This is a genomic window from Desulfobacula sp. (assembly GCF_030611305.1).
GTDB lineage: Bacteria > Desulfobacterota > Desulfobacteria > Desulfobacterales > Desulfobacteraceae > Desulfobacula.
The window spans coordinates 1-18,369 of record NZ_JAUWQB010000069.1 but is presented as its reverse complement, the minus strand read 5'-3'; the positions used below and the strand labels follow the sequence as shown (position 1 = coordinate 18,369).

The window sequence follows — 18,369 nt, the reverse complement described above, 5'->3', positions numbered from 1 at the left end:
ATGATTCAGTAACAGATAAGCATCAAGACCCCGACCACCGAGAAATTTTCTTCTGACATCAAGGGGTATGGGTTTAACCTCTACCTCGCCGGTGGTAAGGTCAATATATGCTATTTTTCTATCCAACGCCATATTATTTACCCTCCATTTTCTTTTTGAATGCTGCCTCAGCAATTTTTTTATTCACTTCCCAGACCGGCCCACGGATTCTTGGAAAATCAGGACGAATCCATGCGACACGGAATTCACACGTACAAACCGGACATTTCACATGTTTGTCACCCGGTTTAGGCTCCAGCCTGCCCATACAGCTTGGGTTATGGCATCTAAATTTACCGTAGGTCCTGGTTTTACGCAGACTTTCGGCACCCGACATTTTATTAGTATCTACTGCCATAGTGACCCTCCTTTGTTAATGATTAATATATATAAAAATAAACACTGATTTTTATTACATTTAATCTTGATTCAGCCCCTTATTTTATCTTATCCTGAATTATCACACCCATAATTAAATGTTGCTTTTTAAAGTAATTCATAATAGTGAATAGTAATATTAATAATATAAGCATGTCAAGCTAGTTTTTAATTGCAATATAAAAAAGGTTCGCTATGGTGAACAATGATGAAAAAATATCAAGCCCCGATTGTTAAAAAGGCATTTACTATTCTGGATGCGATTTCAAAAACCTCTCAAGGTTTAAGAATCAGTGACATTTCCCATCAGCTTGGCATCAGCAAAAGTACTGTTCATGGCATCACTGCAGCGCTTGAGGAGCAGGGCGCGCTGAAAAGGGATTCCATTACCAAGCGGTATGTCATAGGCCTCACACTGGTTGAGCTTGGGAAAATGGCCAACACCAGAATTGATCTGATAAAAATTGCCAGGCCTCACATGGAAGAACTGATGGAACAATGCCAGGAAACTATTTTTCTTGGCATCAGGAATGGAAACAAGATCATCATTATTGACAGTGTTGAATCAAAGAAAGATTTTAAAATTACTTCGCCCATTGGAACGTCCATGCCCTTGCTGGCAGGCTCAGCGGGAAAAGTCTTTCTGGCCCAGATGAAACCTGAAGCGGCAAAAAAATTTCTATTTTCAAATACACTAACCCAATTTACCTCCAGAACACTCACATCCCCTGAAGCGTATTTCAACCAGTTGGAACAGATTAGAAAGAATGGATATGCCACAGATGAAGAAGAGTATATGTCAGGTGTTTGTGCGATTGCTGCACCCATCAATGGATACGGAAATTATCCGGCTGCGCTCTGGGTGGTTGGTTTCAAGGCCAGCCTGGATCGAACGAAGATGGAAAATCACAGTCAACTGGTTAAAACCGCTGCAAAAAAAATCAGCACAATACTTGAAACCACTGTTTGAAAAAAGACCGGTCAGACTGAATTTAAGACAAAAAACATCTTTCTATCTTTTGATTGTATTGTTATAATGTATAGTATGGTCATCGACTTTCACACCCATATTTTCCCCCGGCACAAGGGCTCGGCCATTCTGTCCGACTTATCAAATAGATCGGATATTTCCCATTATACAAACGGCAGTCTGGAAAGCCTGCTACAATCAATGAAACAGGCCGGCATCGAGATATCCCTTGTCAGCAGAATCACCACCCACCCGAAACAAGTGATATCTGTTAATCAGTGGCTTCACAAATGCATCCGGGAAGGTATTCGGCCGATGGCCGCCATTCACCCTGATATCCCTGACCTTGATGCGTATATGGGCACATTAAAAGATCTGGGATTTAAAGGGATTAAATTTCATCCCGATTATCAGGGATTTTATGTTGATGACAGGAAAATGTACCCTGTTTATGAAGCGGCACAGGCGCTGCAACTGCCAGTGCTGTTCCACGCCGGCCTGGATCGCGGATTACCTCCTCCGGTGCACGCAACCCCCAGAAGGCTCCTCATAGTTCATCAACAATTTCCAGACTTAACGATGATTGCTGCCCATATGGGCGGCGAAGACAATTATGATGATACAAAGACCTATCTTCTTGGCACCGATGTCTACCTTGATACCGCCTTTGTACTGAGAATCATGGAGAAAGACGCACTGGCGCATTTTTTTTCCAAACATCCCATTGAACGATTTTTGTTCGGTACTGACAGCCCTTTTACTGATCAGTCAACGGAATTGAATTATTTTCTGGACCTTCCCTTTCTGACCCAGGATGCAAAAGATAAAATTCTGGGTCAGAATGCAGCAGATCTGCTGAATTTGTAACACTTCCAATTAATCTGTCGCACTGAAAATCAAGGGGCATGGATATTGTGACACAAAGCCCGTTAACCTGAAGGGTAACAGGCTTTGTGTTTATATTTATTCTTAAACCTGCTTTGCCTTATGCCTTGGCAATACGGCAGAGAAGCGCCTTCATCTCAGTGTAACCCGTGACAGGATCACGGGGTTCATAGGATGTGAGCTCGTTTGCATTGGCCTTACCCCCCCCATCCATGGGGGATGCTGAGAACTCCCTTGTGCAGTGCTTCGGTGGTCTGGTCTTTATTTCGATAATACCTTTTGTCGTCTCAACCGTCATCATGTCTCCGTCACTGATACCGTACCTGGCTGCCGTATCAGGATGAATCTCTCCTAAAGCCTCGGGAGCTGTCTTCATAAGGCTCGGAACATTCCGAAGCTGGGTGTGGGAAAATTCAGGGACCCTTGTACCCGTTGTCAGGATGATGGGGTATTTTTTAAACAGCTCGGGGGTGCTCTCCGGGCTCTTGCTGGGCTCAACCCATTTGGGGATCGGGTCATAGCCATTCTCGGCAAGGGTCTGGGAATACAGCTCTATTTTTCCGGAAGGCGTATAGAATTTATCCTGGTTATAGGTGGTTTTCCCATAGTACATGCCCTCTGGATGCTCTGTTTCCATCTGTTCCCTTGTCAAACCGCTGGGTTTTAGAAAAAAATCAATGATTTCATCTTCTGTTTTCCACGGAAAGTGCTCTTCGTATCCCATTCTCAATGCCAGTTCCGTCCAGATTTTCCAGTCCGGCCAACTCTCTCCAATCGGCTCAATGACCTTTTTTCTGATCATTGCAAAGGGAATACAATTGGTGACACCATAAACATATCCAACACCTTTCTTTTCCAGAAATGAACAGGCGGGCAGGACAATGTCTGCAAGTTCAGCCGTCTCTGTCATGAAAAGTTCGAATACGACCATGAAATCCAGCGCCTTCAACGCCTCTTTTGTCCTCTTTGAGTCCGGAAGGGTCATTGCCGGGTTACCGCCGGTACAGATGAGTCCCTTAATCGGGTACGGGTTTTCATCCAATACGGCATTGGCAAACAGCATCTGCTGACCATAGGGAGACGTCCGTCCCCAGAAACGACGGAACAGGGGATGTTCATGGGTTCCAATAGGATCGGAAATTTCTGTTACCCGCATGTCCCCCAGGCGAATAAAAGGAATACTTACCCATCCGCCGGGAATGTTAATGTTACCGGTTACAGCCTGGAGAATAGAAAAAATCCTGTTACCCTGGAAACCGTTAATATGCTGGTCAATGGGGGTTGTGCCAAGAATAATAGATGCCGCTTTGGCTGTCGCAAATACTCTTGCTATATTCCTGATCTCATCGGCAGGGACATAGGTAATCTTAGACATCTTTTCAGGTGTGTATTCCTTTACGTGCTCAATCAGCTTGTCAAAGCCCATGCAGTTTTTATCAATAAATTCCTGATCCTGTAAATTTTCTTCAATAATGACATTGAGCATGCCCAGAGCAAGGGCAGTATCTGTTCCCGGCCTCAGCTGGAGATGGGTGCCTTTTTCAGACATGGGTATCTTTTTTGGATCAACGATAAAAATATGTTTGAGTGTTCCTTCATCGTGGGCCTTGTAAATCTTGCTTCCTATGGTGATCCTGGAGTTATCCATGTTCTGGCCGACAATGATGACACATTCTGAATTCCATGGCTCTTCTATGGGATATCCGCCGAATGTCATCTGTCGTGCCATGATACGTGATCTAAAGCAGTTTCCTTCTACTGAAAGAAGGTTCGGCGTACCGTAAACACCACGGAATCTCTGGGCAAAGGCTGCAAGCTCAATGTTTTCCGTACCCAAAGAACCCGTATATACGGCAAGACCCTTTGCCCCGTATTGAGCTTTGATCTCCTTAAGTTTTTCAGCAATTTTATCCAGTGCATCATCCCATGAAATTTGTTTCCATTGACCGTCTACCTTTTCCATGGGGTGTTTAATTCTGCCTTCACCATATAACCATTCAGGCAGGGCCTCACCCCTGGGACAGATAGCACCTTCACTGATGGGATGCTCTTTCATCCCTTCTACCTTAACCAGTTTCCCGTCTTTAACGTGGGCGTTGATACCACAACTGTTGATGCACAGGATACAATCGGACTTAATTATTGACCGGATCGACTGCAGGCGGTCAATGATCTTTTCCTTTTTTATTCTCATAGCAGGATTTTTATGGCTGCAAGCCGCAGATACCCTTTGGAAACTTTATGTCTTTGCCTTTATATACGGGTTTGCCCATGGTGGAATTTTTACTATTGTCTCTCCCATTGTGGCGGAACTTTTCGGGATCGCATCCCATGGCTCTCTTTTTGGTATGGTCGTTTTTTTCGGTACTACGGGCGGAGCAGTTGGTCCTATCGTAACAGGATATTTTTTTGATATCAGCAGTAGTTACAATTTTCCTTTTGGATTATTTTTATTTATTAGTATTCTGGGTTTGGGTTTACTGCTTTTATTAAAACCGGTAAAATCGACCGCTTTGACAGTCAGCAGCAATGATAACACCTGAAATTTCCCATTGATGAACAGCTATCTGGCCAGGTGCTCGCCTTTGCCATCGAACTTTACGAAGCCGGCATTTTGACGGATGAGGGTCTGCCAAACTTCCCAAAAACCGGTAGAGAAAGATTCTTCTACCTGATAAAAATTATTCACAGGGAAGGTATAGGAAATATTCTGGCCGATGGCGTGTATCATGCTGCCCGTCAGATTGGCAAGGAGGCGGAACAGAGACTGAACACCATTTTTGAAACCCAGGACAAGATCGCAAACAGAATCGAGCAGATCAAAAATCAAATCGCCGTGCTATAAGAAAAAAATAAAAACCTTGTTATTACAAAAAAAGAATTAAAAGAATTTTCAGCAAAAAACCGGCCCCAGGCAGTTGTCACCATGGCAAAAACCATCACCCAGGATTCAATTATAATGGGGCCCAACTCTTCCATTATTCTGAAAGAAGAAATTTCCAGGTGTAAAATTCAGGAATTCGGTTCAGACGAAGAAGGTATCCCGCTCTATGGAATGAATATTTCAAATCTTTAAACCGATTGATCGATACCCAAATAGTATTCCCCTTCTTCTCTTTTCCCGCGTTTTATACAGCCATTTCCATAGATAATACATTTTTTTTTCAAAACTTTTTTTGCCTTTTCAGCTTGATCCTGTGTCAGACTATTTGACTCTAGAAGATTCATTAATGAACGGATTCTGAATTTATCCTGGGAATGAAGCCTTGAAAGCTGATCCTTGTGCCCCCCCCTTTTTATGGTATAGGGTTTATCAATCAAAAAAACGGGTATGGTTGAACTGAGCCTAAGCCAGAAGTCATAATCTTCACAAACCGTAAAATCTTCATTAAAATATCCTTTCATGTCAAACAATTCCTTTTTCATCATAACTGCTGACGGGCTTACCAGGCAAAGATTCAATGATGGTTCAAATATCATCCCGGATGGTTTTTTATGCTTAGCTTTAGGATTAACTCTTTTTCCATTTCTAATCCATATCTCTTCGGTCTGACAAATCAGAGCTTCAGGATGATGCTTAAAAAACTCCACTTGGCAGGATATCTTTCTTTTATCCCAGGCATCATCGGAATCCAGCAGAGCAATAAATCCTCCTCTGCTCTTTTTTATCCCTGCGTTTCTGGCAGCGCTGACACCGGAGTTTTTCTGTGTCAAAATCACAATTTCATTTTTATATGCCTCAAGCAACTCTCGTGTGTTATCTTCTGATCCGTCATCAATAATTACCAATTCCATATTTGGATAATCCTGAGAAAGAACGGAATCAACGGCATCTTTCAACGTCCAGGCACGGTTATATGTGGGTAGAATAACACTCACAAAATTTTCATTTTTTTGATTCATAAAAGCTGTATATCATTTAATTTGGGGGGGGGCAATCATGATCAAACAACGTATGTAAAACAGCAAAAGACCCAACCATTCTATTCTCCCATAACTTATCTTTTTCTCTTGCATTTTTTCGTGGAATATAAAAGAATAAATATGATTCATTTTAAATGAGAGTTATCCTTGACATACAAATTTAAATCACTTATTGAAGGGCCTGAATTTACAGATATTTATTATCTATTACGAGGATATTATGGGAAAAGGCAAAACAGTTAAACATTTAATTGATAAAGAATGGTGTAAAGGGTGCGGTATCTGCATTCACTTTTGCCCCAAAAACGTACTTGAATTCAACAAGCAGGGGAAGGCGAAAGCGGCAAGACCCGAAGATTGCATTGCATGCAAACTTTGCGAACTTCGATGCCCTGATTTAGCAATACAAATCATAGAAGAGCCAGGAAGTAGAAAATGAAAAATAAAAATAATATCCGGTTTGTCCAGGGGAACGAAGCCTGTGTGGAAGGCGCTATCTATGCCGGGATAGATTTTTTCGCAGGATACCCGATTACCCCGTCCACTGAAATAATGGAACATCTTGCGACACGGCTTCCCCAAAAGGGAGGGAAATTCATCCAGATGGAAGATGAGATTGCATCAATGGGTGCAATCATTGGTGCCTCGCTTACAGGCAACAAGGTAATGACCGCCACGTCAGGTCCCGGCTTTTCACTTAAACAGGAAGCCTTGGGATATGCATGTATGGCAGAAATTCCCTGTGTCATTGCCAATGTACAGCGCGGCGGCCCTTCAACAGGCAACCCCACCCACGTCAGCCAGGGAGACGTGAACCAGGTAAGATGGGGTACTCACGGTGATCATGCCATTATTGCGCTGACGGCATCCAATCATCAGGATGTATTCAAGATAACGGTTGACGCCTTTAACATGGCTGAAACCTATCGAACCCCGGTGGTTATCCTGCTGGATGAAGTCATCGGCCATATGCGTGAAAAACTTGTGATTCCGGAACCAGGAGAAATCCCTGTGGTGGAGCGTCTTAGAACTTCTGTCAAAAAAGGGGTTGATTATCATCCATATCTCCCCAGAGAGGATGGCAGACTGCCCATGTCTGATTTTGGTGCAGAACATAAATATAATGTCACAGGCCTTTTCCACGACATGTGGGGTTTTCCTAACAATGATCCAAAAGTTGTCAGCGAGCTTTTGCGGCACCTTGTGGATAAAATTGAAAACAATGTCCATGAAATCAGCATGTATAAGGAATATTGGCTGGATGATGCTGAATTTATACTGATCTCCTATGGATCATCTGCAAGATCCGCCATTCACCTGGCAAAAAATAGAAGGGCAAGGGGAATAAAAATTGGCGTTCTGGAACTACAGACCCTTTGGCCCTTTCCTGCAGAGATGGTCAGGGAAAAATGTTCAGGCGCTAAAGCTGTTATTGTGGTTGAAATGAACATGGGGCAGGTGGTCACACAGGTAAAAAATGCCGTTGACAACCCCCGTAATGTGTTTCTGGCCAACAGGATTGACGGAGAATTGATCTCACCAACCGATATTAAAACCCTTTTAAGGATGATCCAGGGGAAGGGGGTGTAACATGACGAAACAGGCATTTAATTTTAAAGACTATATTCGGCCACGGTTCTTTCCCCATATCTGGTGCCCCGGATGCGGACACGGAATCGTTTTGGGATCTTTGCTGCGGGCTGTTCATGAACTGGGTCTTAATAAAAATGAAATCGTAATCACTTCCGGTATTGGCTGTTCATCCAGAATTTCAGGATATGTTGATTTTCACTCGCTCCATACCATCCATGGAAGGGCACTTTCTTTTGCCACAGGGGTTAAGCTCTCAAAGCCCAGTTTAAAGGCCATTGTTCCCATGGGTGACGGTGACGCCCTTGCCATCGGCGGCAACCATTTTATCCATGCGGCCAGAAGGAACATTGATATCACGGCCATTGTCATGAACAACAGGATTTACGGTATGACCGGCGGACAGTTTTCTCCTTTGTCCGGCAGTGGAAAAAAAGCAACTACAGCGCCCTATTCAACCATTGACAGGAGTTTTGATGTGGTTGAGCTTGCTAAAAGTGCCGGCGCAACCTTTGTTGCCAGATCCACCGTATACCATGCCAACGAATGTAAAGACCTTATCAAGAAAGGCATCTCCCACAAAGGATTTTCCGTTGTAGAAATCCTGACACAGTGCCCGACCTATTACGGAAGGAAAAACAAGGAAGGGGATGCCATCCAAATGATGGAAAGCTATAAAACCAATACAGTAAAAATCGGATCCAAAAAACTGGAAAAAAATCCCAATTTGATCCAGAGGGGAGTTTTTGTTGAAAACACGGATATCCCTGAATACTGTGAGGCCTATGACAAGATTATCGAGACAGCAATGAAAGGAAAAGCATAATGGAACGTTCAAGACTGGTTTTTTCAGGTTCAGGGGGACAAGGCGTTATAACAGCCGCAATCATCCTTGCCAAGGCTGCAGCGATTTTTGAAAACAAAAGTGCCATCCAGTCCCAGAGCTATGGAGCGGCAGCAAGGGGTGGTTCCACCAGAAGCGATATCATTATTGATGATTCTGAAATCTTTTTTCCAAAAGTTATCCAGCCAAATATCCTGGTCAGTCTGACCCAGGAAAGTTATAATAAATTTTCTGCTATCATCCGGCCCGGCGGCCTGCTTTTGGTGGATTCAAAATATGTCACTATTGAAAAAAAAGTGGATGCCAAACATATCACCCTTCCCATGTATGAGAGTGTAATGAAGGAGATTGGCAAACCCATTGTGTTTAATATCTGCATGCTGGGAGCCCTGATTGGTGTGTCAGGACTTATCAAGCCTGCATCCATCCTCAAAGTTCTTGAAACAACCATCCCTGAAGATTTTATGGAAATGAATAAAAAAGCCCTGGATCTGGGCATGAAAATGGGTAAAAAAGAAAAATATTAAAAAAATAGACCATGCCCAAAATAAAAAATAAACCCCCTTCTCTTGTTGCAGACTGGGACACCCTTCACAGAGTATTTATCAGGCCTGAAGATGAGAGCAGCAGAAAGACTCTTGTCAAATATATGGAACAGATTCTGTTTGGTCTTCATGATTTTTTAAACAAGCATGTCGGAGTGACCGAAGAAATCAGCTTAATTAAACTGGCGGAAGACTACACAGATACGAAAATCAATAAACATCCGCAAAAAAAACTGGCCGATGTGATCAAGGATATCATCTATGAGATTGCACCCAGGGCTGTCAATGTGGCTTCCCCTTATTTCATCGGTCACATGACTTCTGCTATCCCCTTTTTCATGGTTCACTTAAAAGCCATTACTGCCGCTTTAAACCAGAATGTCATAAAGCTTGAAACCTCAAAGGTCTTATCTATACTGGAAAAACAGATCCTTGCCAAAATGCACCGGATGATTTTCAACTTTGATGACCATTTCTATTTCGAGCATGTCCAGAACACAGAAACATCCCTGGGTGTTTTCACAACCGGCGGCACAACAGCAAACCTTACTGCCCTGTGGGCCGCCAGAAACAAAAGCTTCCCTTCTAAAGAGAATTTTGAAAGCATAGAAAAAAACGGTTTTTTTGAGGCTATGAAAGCTCATGATCTTGAAAGATCAGTGATACTTGTCTCAAAAAGAGGTCATTATTCCCTGAAAAAAGCCGGGGGTATTCTGGGTTTAGGGAACCGGAATATTATCTCTATAGATGTCGATTCAAACAGAAGCATTGACTTGGTAAAACTTGAAAACAAAATCAAAGAACTTCGGGCCGACAAAAAAACAAAAATTATCGCCATCATCGGCATTGCCGGCGCCACTGAAACAGGAATTATTGATCCGTTGCCCGAACTTGCAGATATTTGCAAAACTCAGGGTATTCATTTCCATGTGGATGCAGCCTGGGGAGGACCTGTGCTTTTATCTGAAAAATACAGCCATCTTTTGAAGGGTATTGAAAGGGCAGATTCTGTCACCATTGACTGTCACAAACTATTTTACATGCCCATGGCCTCTGGCATGGTTTATTTCAAAGATCCCAAAGCCCTGGATCAGATTGTATACCATGCAAGGTATGTTAACAGGCCCGGCAGTGTTGACCTGGGGATAAAAACCCTTGAAGGATCAAGAGAAGCCAATTCTCTGATCCTTGACAGCGCCCTTAAAATTATGGGTTCAAAAGGATATGCACTGATGATTGAACATGGAATTGAAATAGCCGAACAATTCGCAAAAATGATCGGACAAAGACGTCTCTTTCAACTGGTTAGCAAGCCCCAGTTGAATATCCTGACCTACAGAGTTGTTCCTGTGGATATGCAAAAAAAACTGGAAACTGCTGATAAAAAAGAACGGCAAAGACTTAATGCCATCCTGGATGACATCAATATTAAAATCCAGAGAATTCAAAGGGAAGCAGGGGTTAGCTTTGTGTCAAGAACCCGGCTGAAAGACTCACCGGAAGACCATTACAACACCGTTGTGTTAAGGTCTGTTATTATGAATCCGATGACAAATATTGATATTCTTAATGAAATCCTTGATGAGCAGGAATCCATTTTCCATAATCTTCAGGAAACAGCAAACCCCAATCAGCACATCGTTTAACCATCATTGTTTATAACCGATCATTCTCAAAAAACCTTTTCGTTTTTCAATATCTGCCTCGGTTTCAATACCCTTTGATGAGAATCCGTCTATGACTCCAAGGATTCCCCGGCCCTGATCTGTCTGGGCAAGAATTACCTGAACAGGATTCGCTGTTGCACAATGGATTCTGGCAACTTCGGGTACATTTTTAATGGTATTGAGAACATTAATAGGAAACATATCTTTCATAAAAATAATAAAAGAATGACCGGCTGAAAGCGCAAAGGCATTTTTCTTTGCCAGCCCTATCATCTCCTCATCTGTACCGCTGTGCCTGACAAGGCACTCCATGGATGCTTCACAGAATGCAACGCCGAATTTAGCATTCGGCACTGTACAGACAATGGCCTCATGGATATCTTCAATCGTTTTTATAAAATGGGAATGACCGAGAATAAAATTCAACTCATCAGGATTTTCAATGGTTATGGTTATCAGTTCCATTTTTTCCTCTCTATATAATTAATTGATTACAAAATATGCTGGCAGGCCCTACTATACTGATATTTATGAAGAAAAACAATCTGTGTTATAACCCAAGCCCCCCCGGGTTCATAATGTTATGGGGATCAAAATGCTTTTTTATTGCCCGCAATACATCCATCTGCTTTTTACCCAGATGCTTCTCCATCCAGGGCACCAGCATTCTTCCCACCCCGTGATGGTGGCTTAATGATCCAAAATTTTCTTCAATTTTTTCTATGATGCCACGCTGGAACAATCTGAATTCATCAATATTTTGCATCTTTGTAATAAAAATAAAATATAGATTGGTTCCCTGGGCATAAAAATGAGATGCATGGGTCATGCAAATGGTATGAGGCTGTTTTTTGATATAATCCCTAACCGCATGATAAAGCGCTTGAAGATGCTCCCAGGTAACGGAAGCCTCAAGGGTATCAATCAGTACCCCAAAGTCATTTAAGGCATCCCGCATATAGGGGTCTGAAAATCTTCCCTTTTGCCATTTTTTCATGGGATATCCGGTCAGATAAAGTCCCTGGTTTGCTTTGCAGGTTTTTTTAATCTGTTTAAATAAATTTTTTGAAAAATAATTTTCCCCGTCTGTCTGACCCATTAAAAGACATCGTGACTCTGGTTTCAAGCCCTTAAATCCCATATATTTGTCCGGCAGGCTGCCATTAAGGCCGTACATTTTCATGGCCACATCAGTCTCTTCAGGATCAGACAGCCGAAGGATGGAGGGCATGCCAGACTCAGCCTGGCTGATCTGTTGCGCTGCATTGACAGCAGTTTCAAACTCCGGAAACATAAAGGTGAACTGTCTTGCAGTTTCAGGTTGATATTGAAAAATCTTCATGGTTACAGCAACCAGCACCCCAAAACATCCTTCAGATCCTTTCATGATATCATTGATCTTAGGACCTGTGGCCGTTGCAGGAAAATCGTGGGTTTTAAAGGTGCCTGTCGGAGTGACATACTCCTGGCTGATCACCAGGTCACAGGCATCTCCATAATACGACGATGCCTGACCCGAGCCAAGAGTAACCACCCAGCCGCCAACCGAAGAGAATTCAAAACTTTGTGGAAAATGGCCTCCGGTATACCGCCTTTTCGCATTCAATTTTTCAGGGGCATGATTCAACAAATCTTCATACTCAGGGCCCATCATACCCGGTTCAACCGTAATGGTATGATTCATTTCATTAAACTTAATCATTTTATTCATGTGGGTATTCATCACCAGGTTAACCCCGCCTTTTGGACAGGTAAGCCCCAGGGTGACGGAACTTCCGCCGCCATACACATGAAGGGGGGTTTTCTTTTCATGGCAGAGTGCAACGATTTTTTCGATATCCACCCTATTACGAGGATGCACAACAATATCGGAAATATCTTCAATTTTTCCCTGCCTTAAATTAAGAATATCTTCCATGGATTTGCCAGTGGAATATTTCAACCGGGAATAGGTATCAAGAAAAAGATTCTCCTGGCCGACAATGGTTTCAAACAGGATGATATCTTCCGGGGAAATCGTTGTTTCCAGGGTGTTTTCAACGCTCTTGTTTCCTAAATTGACAGGGGTTTGAAAATCAGCGTTTGAAAGCCCAAGCTCCTCTTTTATGACATTAAAAAATCCCTGGCTTGGATTTTTAAATCGATCCTTTGCTCCCCATTTAAATATGGATCTAAAGGTTTGCCGATCCGGTTCTCTTTCCAGCCAGTCCGGTGTAAAATCATGTTTTTTCATTATTTGGGATATCCTGTTATGTCACGAATTTGTGAATACAAGGGTTGAAGAGCCGAGTACATCTTAGCATAAACCCTTGAATACAAAGCCTTGTAAATCTGAACATGCTTTTGGTTTGGTTCAAATATTTTTTTTACATGGACCATATTATCCACAGCCTCATCTATGGTTGAAAACCATCCAAGGCCCCTGGCCACAAGAATGGCTGCACCCAGGCCCGATGTTTCATGGGTTTGTCCCTTTACCATGGGAAAATTGAAAATATCTGCTGTTATCCTACAGATTTCATCGCTTTGTGAGGCACCGCCTGAGACAGCGGCTTTTTCTATTTTTATTCTGGTTTTTTTTTGAATTTTATCCATGCCTTCCCAGAGGGCAAACCCCAATCCTTCAATGACGGCCCGGTACACATGATCTTTTGTATGAATATCCCCGAACCCTATCATGGCACCTTTGGCATCGGGATGATCTAGGCCCGGCCCCCAGTAAGGCTGTACAACAAGACCCATGGCGCCGGGTTGAGTTCTCTCAAGACATTGATTTAACACTTCTTCCGCCGGGATGCCTATTTTTTTTGCCTGCTCAACCTCTTTGTGTGCAAACTCTTTTTTAAACCATGTGATCATCCAGAATCCGCGAAAAATCTCCACCTCGGGATTATAAAATCCCGGAACCGAAGCCGGGTATGCAGGCAAATATTTTATGGGCTCAATATATTTTTCAGACAAAGTCTGAACCGTTGCAGTCGTACCAAAGCTTAAGCTTGCCATTTTGGGACTTACAACACCTGCCCCCAAAGTTTCACATCCTTTGTCAGATCCGCAGGCAATCACGGGAACACCTTTTTCAATCCCCGTTTGTCGTGCGGTTTGTGAGGCAATCGTGCCCAGGTGATCCCCAGGCTGTACAAGAATCGGAAGTTTATCCTTTCCAACGGGAAAAAGTTTTTTTGCCAATTGATATTTTTTTGCCCATGCCTGGTTTTTATAACAAAACGGGATATACCCGATCTGTGAAGCCACAGAATCTGTAAAATTCCCGGTCAGCCTGTGGTTTAAAAAGCCTGAAATCTGAAGATACTTATGTGTTTTCTCCCAGATCTCAGGCTGGTTCTGCATAATCCAGTTACATTTGCCCTGAATTTGAATATCCTCTAACTTTTTTTTGAGACCCGCAATTTTAAGGCCCAGATTTAATAGACCTTTTTGTCCCCAAACGGCTTTTGACCTCCTCTGATCCAGCCATATGATTGCAGGCCGCAGGGGGACTCCTTTTTCATCCACATTCACCATACTGGCCCGCTGGGTTGTCACCCCTACCCCGGCGATGGATTCAAACAATTTCAGATTTGACTGCTTTAACTTGCGACAGGCTTTAATAAGGCTGTTCCAATAAAGTTCAGGGTCCTGTTCCGCCCAGCCGGGATGCTTGCAAAAATAGGGTTCATATTCAGTCTGAACCCTTGCGAGCACTTCGCCCTTTTGAGAAAAGAGAATGGCTCTAAGGCTTTGGGTTCCACAATCAATTGCAAGAATTGTTTTTTGCTCCAAATCAAGGCTCCCTTTTTTTAGGTGGAGAATAATATGTTTCCCATAGTTTTATATAGGCTTTCCTCTCCATGTTCCACTTTTTATTGTCCCATAAAAGATAAGGTTTGCACAAGGTTTCAACCCTGTCCAGCAATTTTTTCCCGCCTTCAGGAAGAAGCAGGCCAATCCTGACCCGCCGCAATAACAAATCGGAAAGATGACAAATATTTTCGTGTTCAGCCGCATAGCGGATTTCCGCCCAAAGGCTTTTTGTGTTTTCAATTGGGCTGAACAGTTGTTCGTCATACTGCCTGATCATTTGATAGCCAAAAGATCCATACCGACCTGAAAGCCTTTCCCGGACATTTTTTGATACATTCTTGCATGTTTCATCACAAGGTTGATCTTTTATCTTTTGCCCGGAATTTGGGACCGTCTGTTTTGGCAGATGCGATTTCGCCGCTTTTAACGCATCATTGGCAAGCATTCTAAATGTAGTGAGTTTTCCGCCTGTCACTGTTATGAGTCCCTTCTCCTTCCATACCACATGTTCCCGTGATTCCCGCGAAGCAGCCATTTTTTTTTTGCTTAATACCGGTCTAACCCCGGCAATAGAAGATATGCAGTCATTCAAAGATAGGTCAAGATTCGGCAGGATATAGTTTAATCCATCCATTAAATAATGTGCTTCTTTCATTGTCACAAACGGTTCCATTTCCATATCATGATCATGATCAACATCTGTCGTGCCCAACAGAACCGATCCCTCCCAGGGAAACAGAAAGACAGGTCGCAAATCTTGTGGGTGGATAAAACTGATAACCCGGTCCAGGGGGAATATGCTTTTGGGAAAAATCAGATGGCTGCCCCTTAACGGCCGTATGTGAAATCCTTTCATCGGGGATGGATGAAGGGTTTCTGCAAATGCACCTGTGGCATTAATCAGCACCTTTGTTTTGATTTCAAATGATGCCCCGGATGTTTCATCCATAACGTTAACCGCAGCCAGATGTCCTTTTCGATCCCTTTCAATCCCCGTCACTTTTGTATAGTTCAGTGCTGTCCCGCCTAAGAGACACCCCTCATAAATCAGCCTTAACACAAGCCGTGCATCATCCACCTGGGCATCCTTGAATCCAACGGCCGACACCAGATTTTCCTTTCTGATTCCGGGAATTTTTTCCATAACTTCTGTTTTTGTATAACTTTTATGCTGCTTTTCCCCGGCCATGAAGCTATAGATGGAAAGACCAATTTTCATGGATGACCTGGAAGGACCATAATCGTCAAACACGGGCATGATGAATTGCAAAGGGTTAACCAGTCCAGGGTATTGTTTTAACAGTCGTTCCCGCTCCTTTACAGCCGCTTTTGTTAAGAGGAACTTTCCCTGTTTAAGATATCTTAATCCCCCATGAACCATCTTTGACGACCTGCTTGACGTTCCCCAGGCAAAGTCCTTTGCTTCCAGAAGAAGCACATGATATCCTTTTTTTACAGCCTCAAAAAAAATGCCAGCCCCGTTGATCCCACCGCCAACTACAATCATATCATATTCTTTATTTATATCAGAAAATTTCATCTTATACGCCTCCATATCTTCTCGGAATGGATCATGGTCTTTTCAACAATGGGCCTTACATCCATATTTGTTTGGTCCAAAGCCTTGATCAAGTCCCTGTAGTATGTGAGGGATACAGACCTAGTATCTTTTTTTTGAAAATAGATCTCTCCCAGGACTGCATAAAGCGGTTCAAAATCATTTAAAATCATATTAAAGACGGGATTGTTTGTTGCCTTAACCATGAGCATCTGCAACCCCCAATCATATCCGGCATAGGCATCGGCTCGGTCTTTTAAGGTTTTTGATTTTTTAAGATAGGTTAAGATCTCTTCGGGACTGTTGGATACAGCTCTCTGGGCGATACCGGGAAACATCACGGTTCTGACTTCCAGTAAATGGGACACCATGTCAAAGGATAAATTCTTGCCGTATCTTGCCAGGGAACCTAAAATTCCAAGCCCGCCATTCCCCAGGTAATCATTCACCTTTGTCGGCTTGCCGTGCCGTATGGTGATCCACCCCTCCTTTGACAGCCGCTGAAGGGTCTCTCTTAATGTGGGCCTGGTTACCCCAAGCTCAGTAGCAAGAAGTCTTTCAGCCGGAAGCACTTCACCAGGGTTGTATTTCGACCCTAAAATCGCTTCTAATAATTGTTTTTCAGCAAATTCAGCAGGTTTTAATAATTTTTTAATCACGATTCCACCCATTCCAATATTTATATCTCTCTTCTGGTAAGAGGTCATACCAGTTCTTTTGCAAAAAATCAAACGAAATCAAACAATTGCAACAAAATGAAACAACTGCTAAGGCTGAAAACCAGTTAACGGGCCACGCCATGCTTTAGTGAGATTTTTTCAAACATGACAACAATACCGGCAGCAATTCCATATACTATATCTATAGTGGCGTTCATGTCGGCAGATGAATCAAAGAAAAGATTGATATCTGATTCCATACCTTCTTCCGGTTTCCAGTAGCAAATCAGAATGGGAAGTTTGGGCAGCGGATAAAGGACTATTGCTATATCGGATTCATAGTGATTTTTTACTTTCTCGCCGTTAAAAAGAAAAATCAAATCTTCAAACAGGCGGGGATACCGGTCTGCAATCTGTTTGAAAGATTTTTCCGATCGCTGGACAAAAAGCCCGTTTTTTTCACGGCCGCCTTCAAGCTCCCTTAAGGGCACCCATTTTCCTGTCAGGGGGACCCCTTTGCAATGAAGGATATATCCTAGCACAGGCCCGGCAATCCAGGGGTTGATATGGATATCTGAAAACATGTTACCGGATGAATCAATGGAAAACTGTTTACCAAAAACCCGGATCATCATTTTTCCTTTTGAGAAGACTCCCCCTACTCTCTGAGCAGCATATTCAAGATCACAGGACTCTATTTCTTTTTTAAACTCTCCCACCAGGATCTCTCTGTAAGTTTCCCTGGTATCTTTTTTCTTTTGTTTCCTCTGGTACTTATCAAGCACTTCCCGGCTTAAAACAGGACATTGGCTGAGACGCTTATCTCCCAGAAAGACCTTTGAGGCAAATGCAAGGCAGGTCTGTTCATTACATTTCCTGCAATTGGATTTATCTAAGAGCTTGAACACTTCCATGGCATTGGCAAATTCAGACATATGAACTCCTTATCAGGATTAAAATATTATGTCTACCTGACAAATACCTTTCTGGAAAAGAAAATATTTTCAGATTCCGGTCTTTCAAACTCCTTTTGGGTCTATGTTACAACAACTGTCCGGGAATTTAACAGACTGTAAAATGTGTTTCTAAAAAGATTCCCTGATGCCCGGCTTAAATATGATGATTCCGAAGTATATGTGACAATGAATCTTGCAGAAACGGCCGATTAGCGGCTGGATGTGCCGCCCCTGCAGTACGCGGCCTTTGCGCGTAGTAGCGGCGCAGAGCAGGTCTTCGATCATTGACCCCGATACCGGGCCATACATATACAGGTTGTCGCCCGCCTAGAAGGCACAAATGCACCGGTTGCAACCGGTGCATTTTTTTGTTGAAATTTTGTGTTTAAGCGAGAAGCTAATTCTTCTTTTATCTTGTGAGGATTTATGTGCAGCAATTCTCGGTGAGGATTTTTTTCATGCGTCAGTATGGTTTTCCATTAAAAGGTAAATATTTTTTTCGTAAACTATTGCCCAAATCTCACGCAAGTTATTGATATTACAGGAGAAA

Annotated in this window: 20 protein-coding genes; 10 read left to right on the top strand and 10 right to left on the bottom strand. The window is 42.8% G+C overall.

Annotated elements, in window-relative coordinates; genetic code table 11:
• The coding region (locus tag QAI40_RS12770; RefSeq protein WP_304511659.1) for an aldehyde ferredoxin oxidoreductase N-terminal domain-containing protein at window positions 1-132 on the bottom strand (132 nt) is incomplete at its 3' end.
• Window position 133: 1 nt separating this feature from the next.
• Window positions 134-397, bottom strand: coding sequence for a hypothetical protein (locus QAI40_RS12765; RefSeq protein ID WP_299982675.1), 264 nt, complete (start codon window positions 395-397; stop codon window positions 134-136).
• Window positions 398-625: 228 nt separating this feature from the next.
• Between QAI40_RS12765 and QAI40_RS12760 the strand changes: the two genes are divergently transcribed.
• On the top strand, window positions 626-1,387 hold the full coding sequence (locus tag QAI40_RS12760; RefSeq protein ID WP_304511658.1) for an IclR family transcriptional regulator: 762 nt from the start codon (window positions 626-628) through the stop codon (window positions 1,385-1,387).
• 75 nt (window positions 1,388-1,462) lie between these two features.
• Window positions 1,463-2,254 (top strand): amidohydrolase family protein, encoded by a 792-nt coding sequence (locus QAI40_RS12755; RefSeq protein WP_304511657.1) that lies wholly within the window; start codon window positions 1,463-1,465, stop codon window positions 2,252-2,254.
• A 118-nt stretch (window positions 2,255-2,372) separates the two neighbouring features.
• Here the strand turns inward: QAI40_RS12755 and QAI40_RS12750 are convergent, their stop codons facing one another.
• The gene (locus QAI40_RS12750) at window positions 2,373-4,466 is read right to left on the bottom strand and encodes a molybdopterin-containing oxidoreductase family protein (protein WP_299982664.1); all 2,094 of its coding nucleotides are present in this window, start codon (window positions 4,464-4,466) and stop codon (window positions 2,373-2,375) included.
• On the opposite strand from QAI40_RS12750, the gene QAI40_RS12745 reads away from it, so the two are divergent.
• The 3 genes from QAI40_RS12745 to QAI40_RS12735 all read left to right on the top strand — a co-directional run bounded on the left by QAI40_RS12745 (window position 4,441) and on the right by QAI40_RS12735 (window position 5,348).
• Entirely contained in the window at window positions 4,441-4,815 is a 375-nt protein-coding gene (locus QAI40_RS12745; protein ID WP_299982661.1) for an MFS transporter, read from the top strand. The genes QAI40_RS12750 and QAI40_RS12745 overlap by 26 nt on opposite strands.
• Entirely contained in the window at window positions 4,812-5,117 is a 306-nt protein-coding gene (locus QAI40_RS12740) for an aldehyde ferredoxin oxidoreductase C-terminal domain-containing protein (protein ID WP_331520831.1), read from the top strand. Before QAI40_RS12745 ends, QAI40_RS12740 begins: the two co-directional genes overlap by 4 nt.
• A gap of 81 nt (window positions 5,118-5,198) precedes the next feature.
• A complete protein-coding gene (locus QAI40_RS12735) occupies window positions 5,199-5,348 on the top strand; it encodes a hypothetical protein (RefSeq protein WP_299982655.1) in 150 nt (49 codons plus the stop codon).
• On the opposite strand, the gene QAI40_RS12730 is transcribed toward QAI40_RS12735, so the two are convergent.
• Window positions 5,345-6,175 (bottom strand): glycosyltransferase family 2 protein, encoded by an 831-nt coding sequence (locus QAI40_RS12730; protein WP_299982652.1) that lies wholly within the window; start codon window positions 6,173-6,175, stop codon window positions 5,345-5,347. The two genes, QAI40_RS12735 and QAI40_RS12730, sit on opposite strands and share 4 nt — an antisense overlap.
• A 241-nt stretch (window positions 6,176-6,416) precedes the next feature.
• Here QAI40_RS12730 and QAI40_RS12725 point away from each other — a divergent pair, with 241 nt between their 5' ends.
• Genes QAI40_RS12725 through panP form a run of 5 tightly spaced genes read left to right on the top strand, consistent with a single transcriptional unit; the run spans window position 6,417 to window position 10,821 of the window.
• A complete protein-coding gene (locus tag QAI40_RS12725) occupies window positions 6,417-6,635 on the top strand; it encodes a 4Fe-4S dicluster domain-containing protein (protein WP_299982650.1) in 219 nt (72 codons plus the stop codon).
• Window positions 6,632-7,786, top strand: coding sequence for a 2-oxoacid:acceptor oxidoreductase subunit alpha (locus QAI40_RS12720; protein WP_299982647.1), 1,155 nt, complete (start codon window positions 6,632-6,634; stop codon window positions 7,784-7,786). The genes QAI40_RS12725 and QAI40_RS12720 overlap by 4 nt, the downstream gene beginning before the upstream one ends.
• Window position 7,787: 1 nt before the next feature.
• Window positions 7,788-8,612, top strand: coding sequence for a 2-oxoacid:ferredoxin oxidoreductase subunit beta (locus tag QAI40_RS12715; protein ID WP_299982644.1), 825 nt, complete (start codon window positions 7,788-7,790; stop codon window positions 8,610-8,612).
• Window positions 8,612-9,157: a 2-oxoacid:acceptor oxidoreductase family protein gene (locus QAI40_RS12710; protein WP_299982641.1), complete on the top strand. Its 546-nt coding sequence runs from the start codon at window positions 8,612-8,614 to the stop codon at window positions 9,155-9,157. Before QAI40_RS12715 ends, QAI40_RS12710 begins: the two co-directional genes overlap by 1 nt.
• Window positions 9,158-9,168: 11 nt before the next feature.
• Complete coding sequence (gene panP / locus QAI40_RS12705) at window positions 9,169-10,821, top strand: pyridoxal-dependent aspartate 1-decarboxylase PanP (protein ID WP_299982639.1); 1,653 nt, start codon at window positions 9,169-9,171, stop codon at window positions 10,819-10,821.
• 3 nt (window positions 10,822-10,824) lie between these two features.
• Here panP and QAI40_RS12700 read toward each other — a convergent pair whose 3' ends face one another.
• The 6 genes from QAI40_RS12700 to QAI40_RS12675 form a co-directional block, all read right to left on the bottom strand.
• Window positions 10,825-11,307, bottom strand: coding sequence for an adenosine-specific kinase (locus QAI40_RS12700; protein ID WP_299982636.1), 483 nt, complete (start codon window positions 11,305-11,307; stop codon window positions 10,825-10,827).
• A gap of 85 nt (window positions 11,308-11,392) precedes the next feature.
• Window positions 11,393-13,075, bottom strand: a complete 1,683-nt coding sequence (locus QAI40_RS12695) for an FAD-binding oxidoreductase (RefSeq protein ID WP_299982633.1) — start codon at window positions 13,073-13,075, stop codon at window positions 11,393-11,395.
• On the bottom strand, window positions 13,075-14,625 hold the full coding sequence (locus QAI40_RS12690; protein ID WP_299982630.1) for an FGGY-family carbohydrate kinase: 1,551 nt from the start codon (window positions 14,623-14,625) through the stop codon (window positions 13,075-13,077). The genes QAI40_RS12695 and QAI40_RS12690 overlap by 1 nt, the downstream gene beginning before the upstream one ends.
• Window position 14,626: 1 nt before the next feature.
• Window positions 14,627-16,186 (bottom strand): glycerol-3-phosphate dehydrogenase/oxidase, encoded by a 1,560-nt coding sequence (locus QAI40_RS12685; protein WP_299982627.1) that lies wholly within the window; start codon window positions 16,184-16,186, stop codon window positions 14,627-14,629.
• The gene (fadR, locus tag QAI40_RS12680) at window positions 16,183-16,863 is read right to left on the bottom strand and encodes a fatty acid metabolism transcriptional regulator FadR (RefSeq protein WP_299982624.1); all 681 of its coding nucleotides are present in this window, start codon (window positions 16,861-16,863) and stop codon (window positions 16,183-16,185) included. The genes QAI40_RS12685 and fadR overlap by 4 nt, the downstream gene beginning before the upstream one ends.
• A gap of 125 nt (window positions 16,864-16,988) precedes the next feature.
• The gene (locus QAI40_RS12675) at window positions 16,989-17,798 is read right to left on the bottom strand and encodes a DUF3786 domain-containing protein (RefSeq protein WP_299982621.1); all 810 of its coding nucleotides are present in this window, start codon (window positions 17,796-17,798) and stop codon (window positions 16,989-16,991) included.
• Between the last annotated feature and the right edge of the window lie 571 nt (window positions 17,799-18,369).

Excerpts from the sequence above, each read along its gene's own strand:
- QAI40_RS12765 (WP_299982675.1), bottom strand. The coding sequence starts at position 397 with ATGGCAGTAGATACTAATAAAATGTCGGGTGCCGAAAGTCTGCGTAAA.
- QAI40_RS12760 (WP_304511658.1), top strand. The coding sequence starts at position 626 with ATGAAAAAATATCAAGCCCCGATTGTTAAAAAGGCATTTACTATTCTG.
- QAI40_RS12755 (WP_304511657.1), top strand. The coding sequence starts at position 1,463 with ATGGTCATCGACTTTCACACCCATATTTTCCCCCGGCACAAGGGCTCG.
- QAI40_RS12745 (WP_299982661.1), top strand. The coding sequence starts at position 4,441 with ATGATCTTTTCCTTTTTTATTCTCATAGCAGGATTTTTATGGCTGCAA.
- QAI40_RS12750 (WP_299982664.1), bottom strand. The coding sequence starts at position 4,466 with ATGAGAATAAAAAAGGAAAAGATCATTGACCGCCTGCAGTCGATCCGG.
- QAI40_RS12735 (WP_299982655.1), top strand. The coding sequence starts at position 5,199 with ATGGCAAAAACCATCACCCAGGATTCAATTATAATGGGGCCCAACTCT.
- QAI40_RS12730 (WP_299982652.1), bottom strand. The coding sequence starts at position 6,175 with ATGAATCAAAAAAATGAAAATTTTGTGAGTGTTATTCTACCCACATAT.
- QAI40_RS12725 (WP_299982650.1), top strand. The coding sequence starts at position 6,417 with ATGGGAAAAGGCAAAACAGTTAAACATTTAATTGATAAAGAATGGTGT.
- QAI40_RS12720 (WP_299982647.1), top strand. The coding sequence starts at position 6,632 with ATGAAAAATAAAAATAATATCCGGTTTGTCCAGGGGAACGAAGCCTGT.
- QAI40_RS12715 (WP_299982644.1), top strand. The coding sequence starts at position 7,788 with ATGACGAAACAGGCATTTAATTTTAAAGACTATATTCGGCCACGGTTC.
- QAI40_RS12710 (WP_299982641.1), top strand. The coding sequence starts at position 8,612 with ATGGAACGTTCAAGACTGGTTTTTTCAGGTTCAGGGGGACAAGGCGTT.
- panP (WP_299982639.1), top strand. The coding sequence starts at position 9,169 with ATGCCCAAAATAAAAAATAAACCCCCTTCTCTTGTTGCAGACTGGGAC.
- QAI40_RS12700 (WP_299982636.1), bottom strand. The coding sequence starts at position 11,307 with ATGGAACTGATAACCATAACCATTGAAAATCCTGATGAGTTGAATTTT.
- QAI40_RS12695 (WP_299982633.1), bottom strand. The coding sequence starts at position 13,075 with ATGAAAAAACATGATTTTACACCGGACTGGCTGGAAAGAGAACCGGAT.
- QAI40_RS12685 (WP_299982627.1), bottom strand. The coding sequence starts at position 16,186 with ATGAAATTTTCTGATATAAATAAAGAATATGATATGATTGTAGTTGGC.
- QAI40_RS12675 (WP_299982621.1), bottom strand. The coding sequence starts at position 17,798 with ATGTCTGAATTTGCCAATGCCATGGAAGTGTTCAAGCTCTTAGATAAA.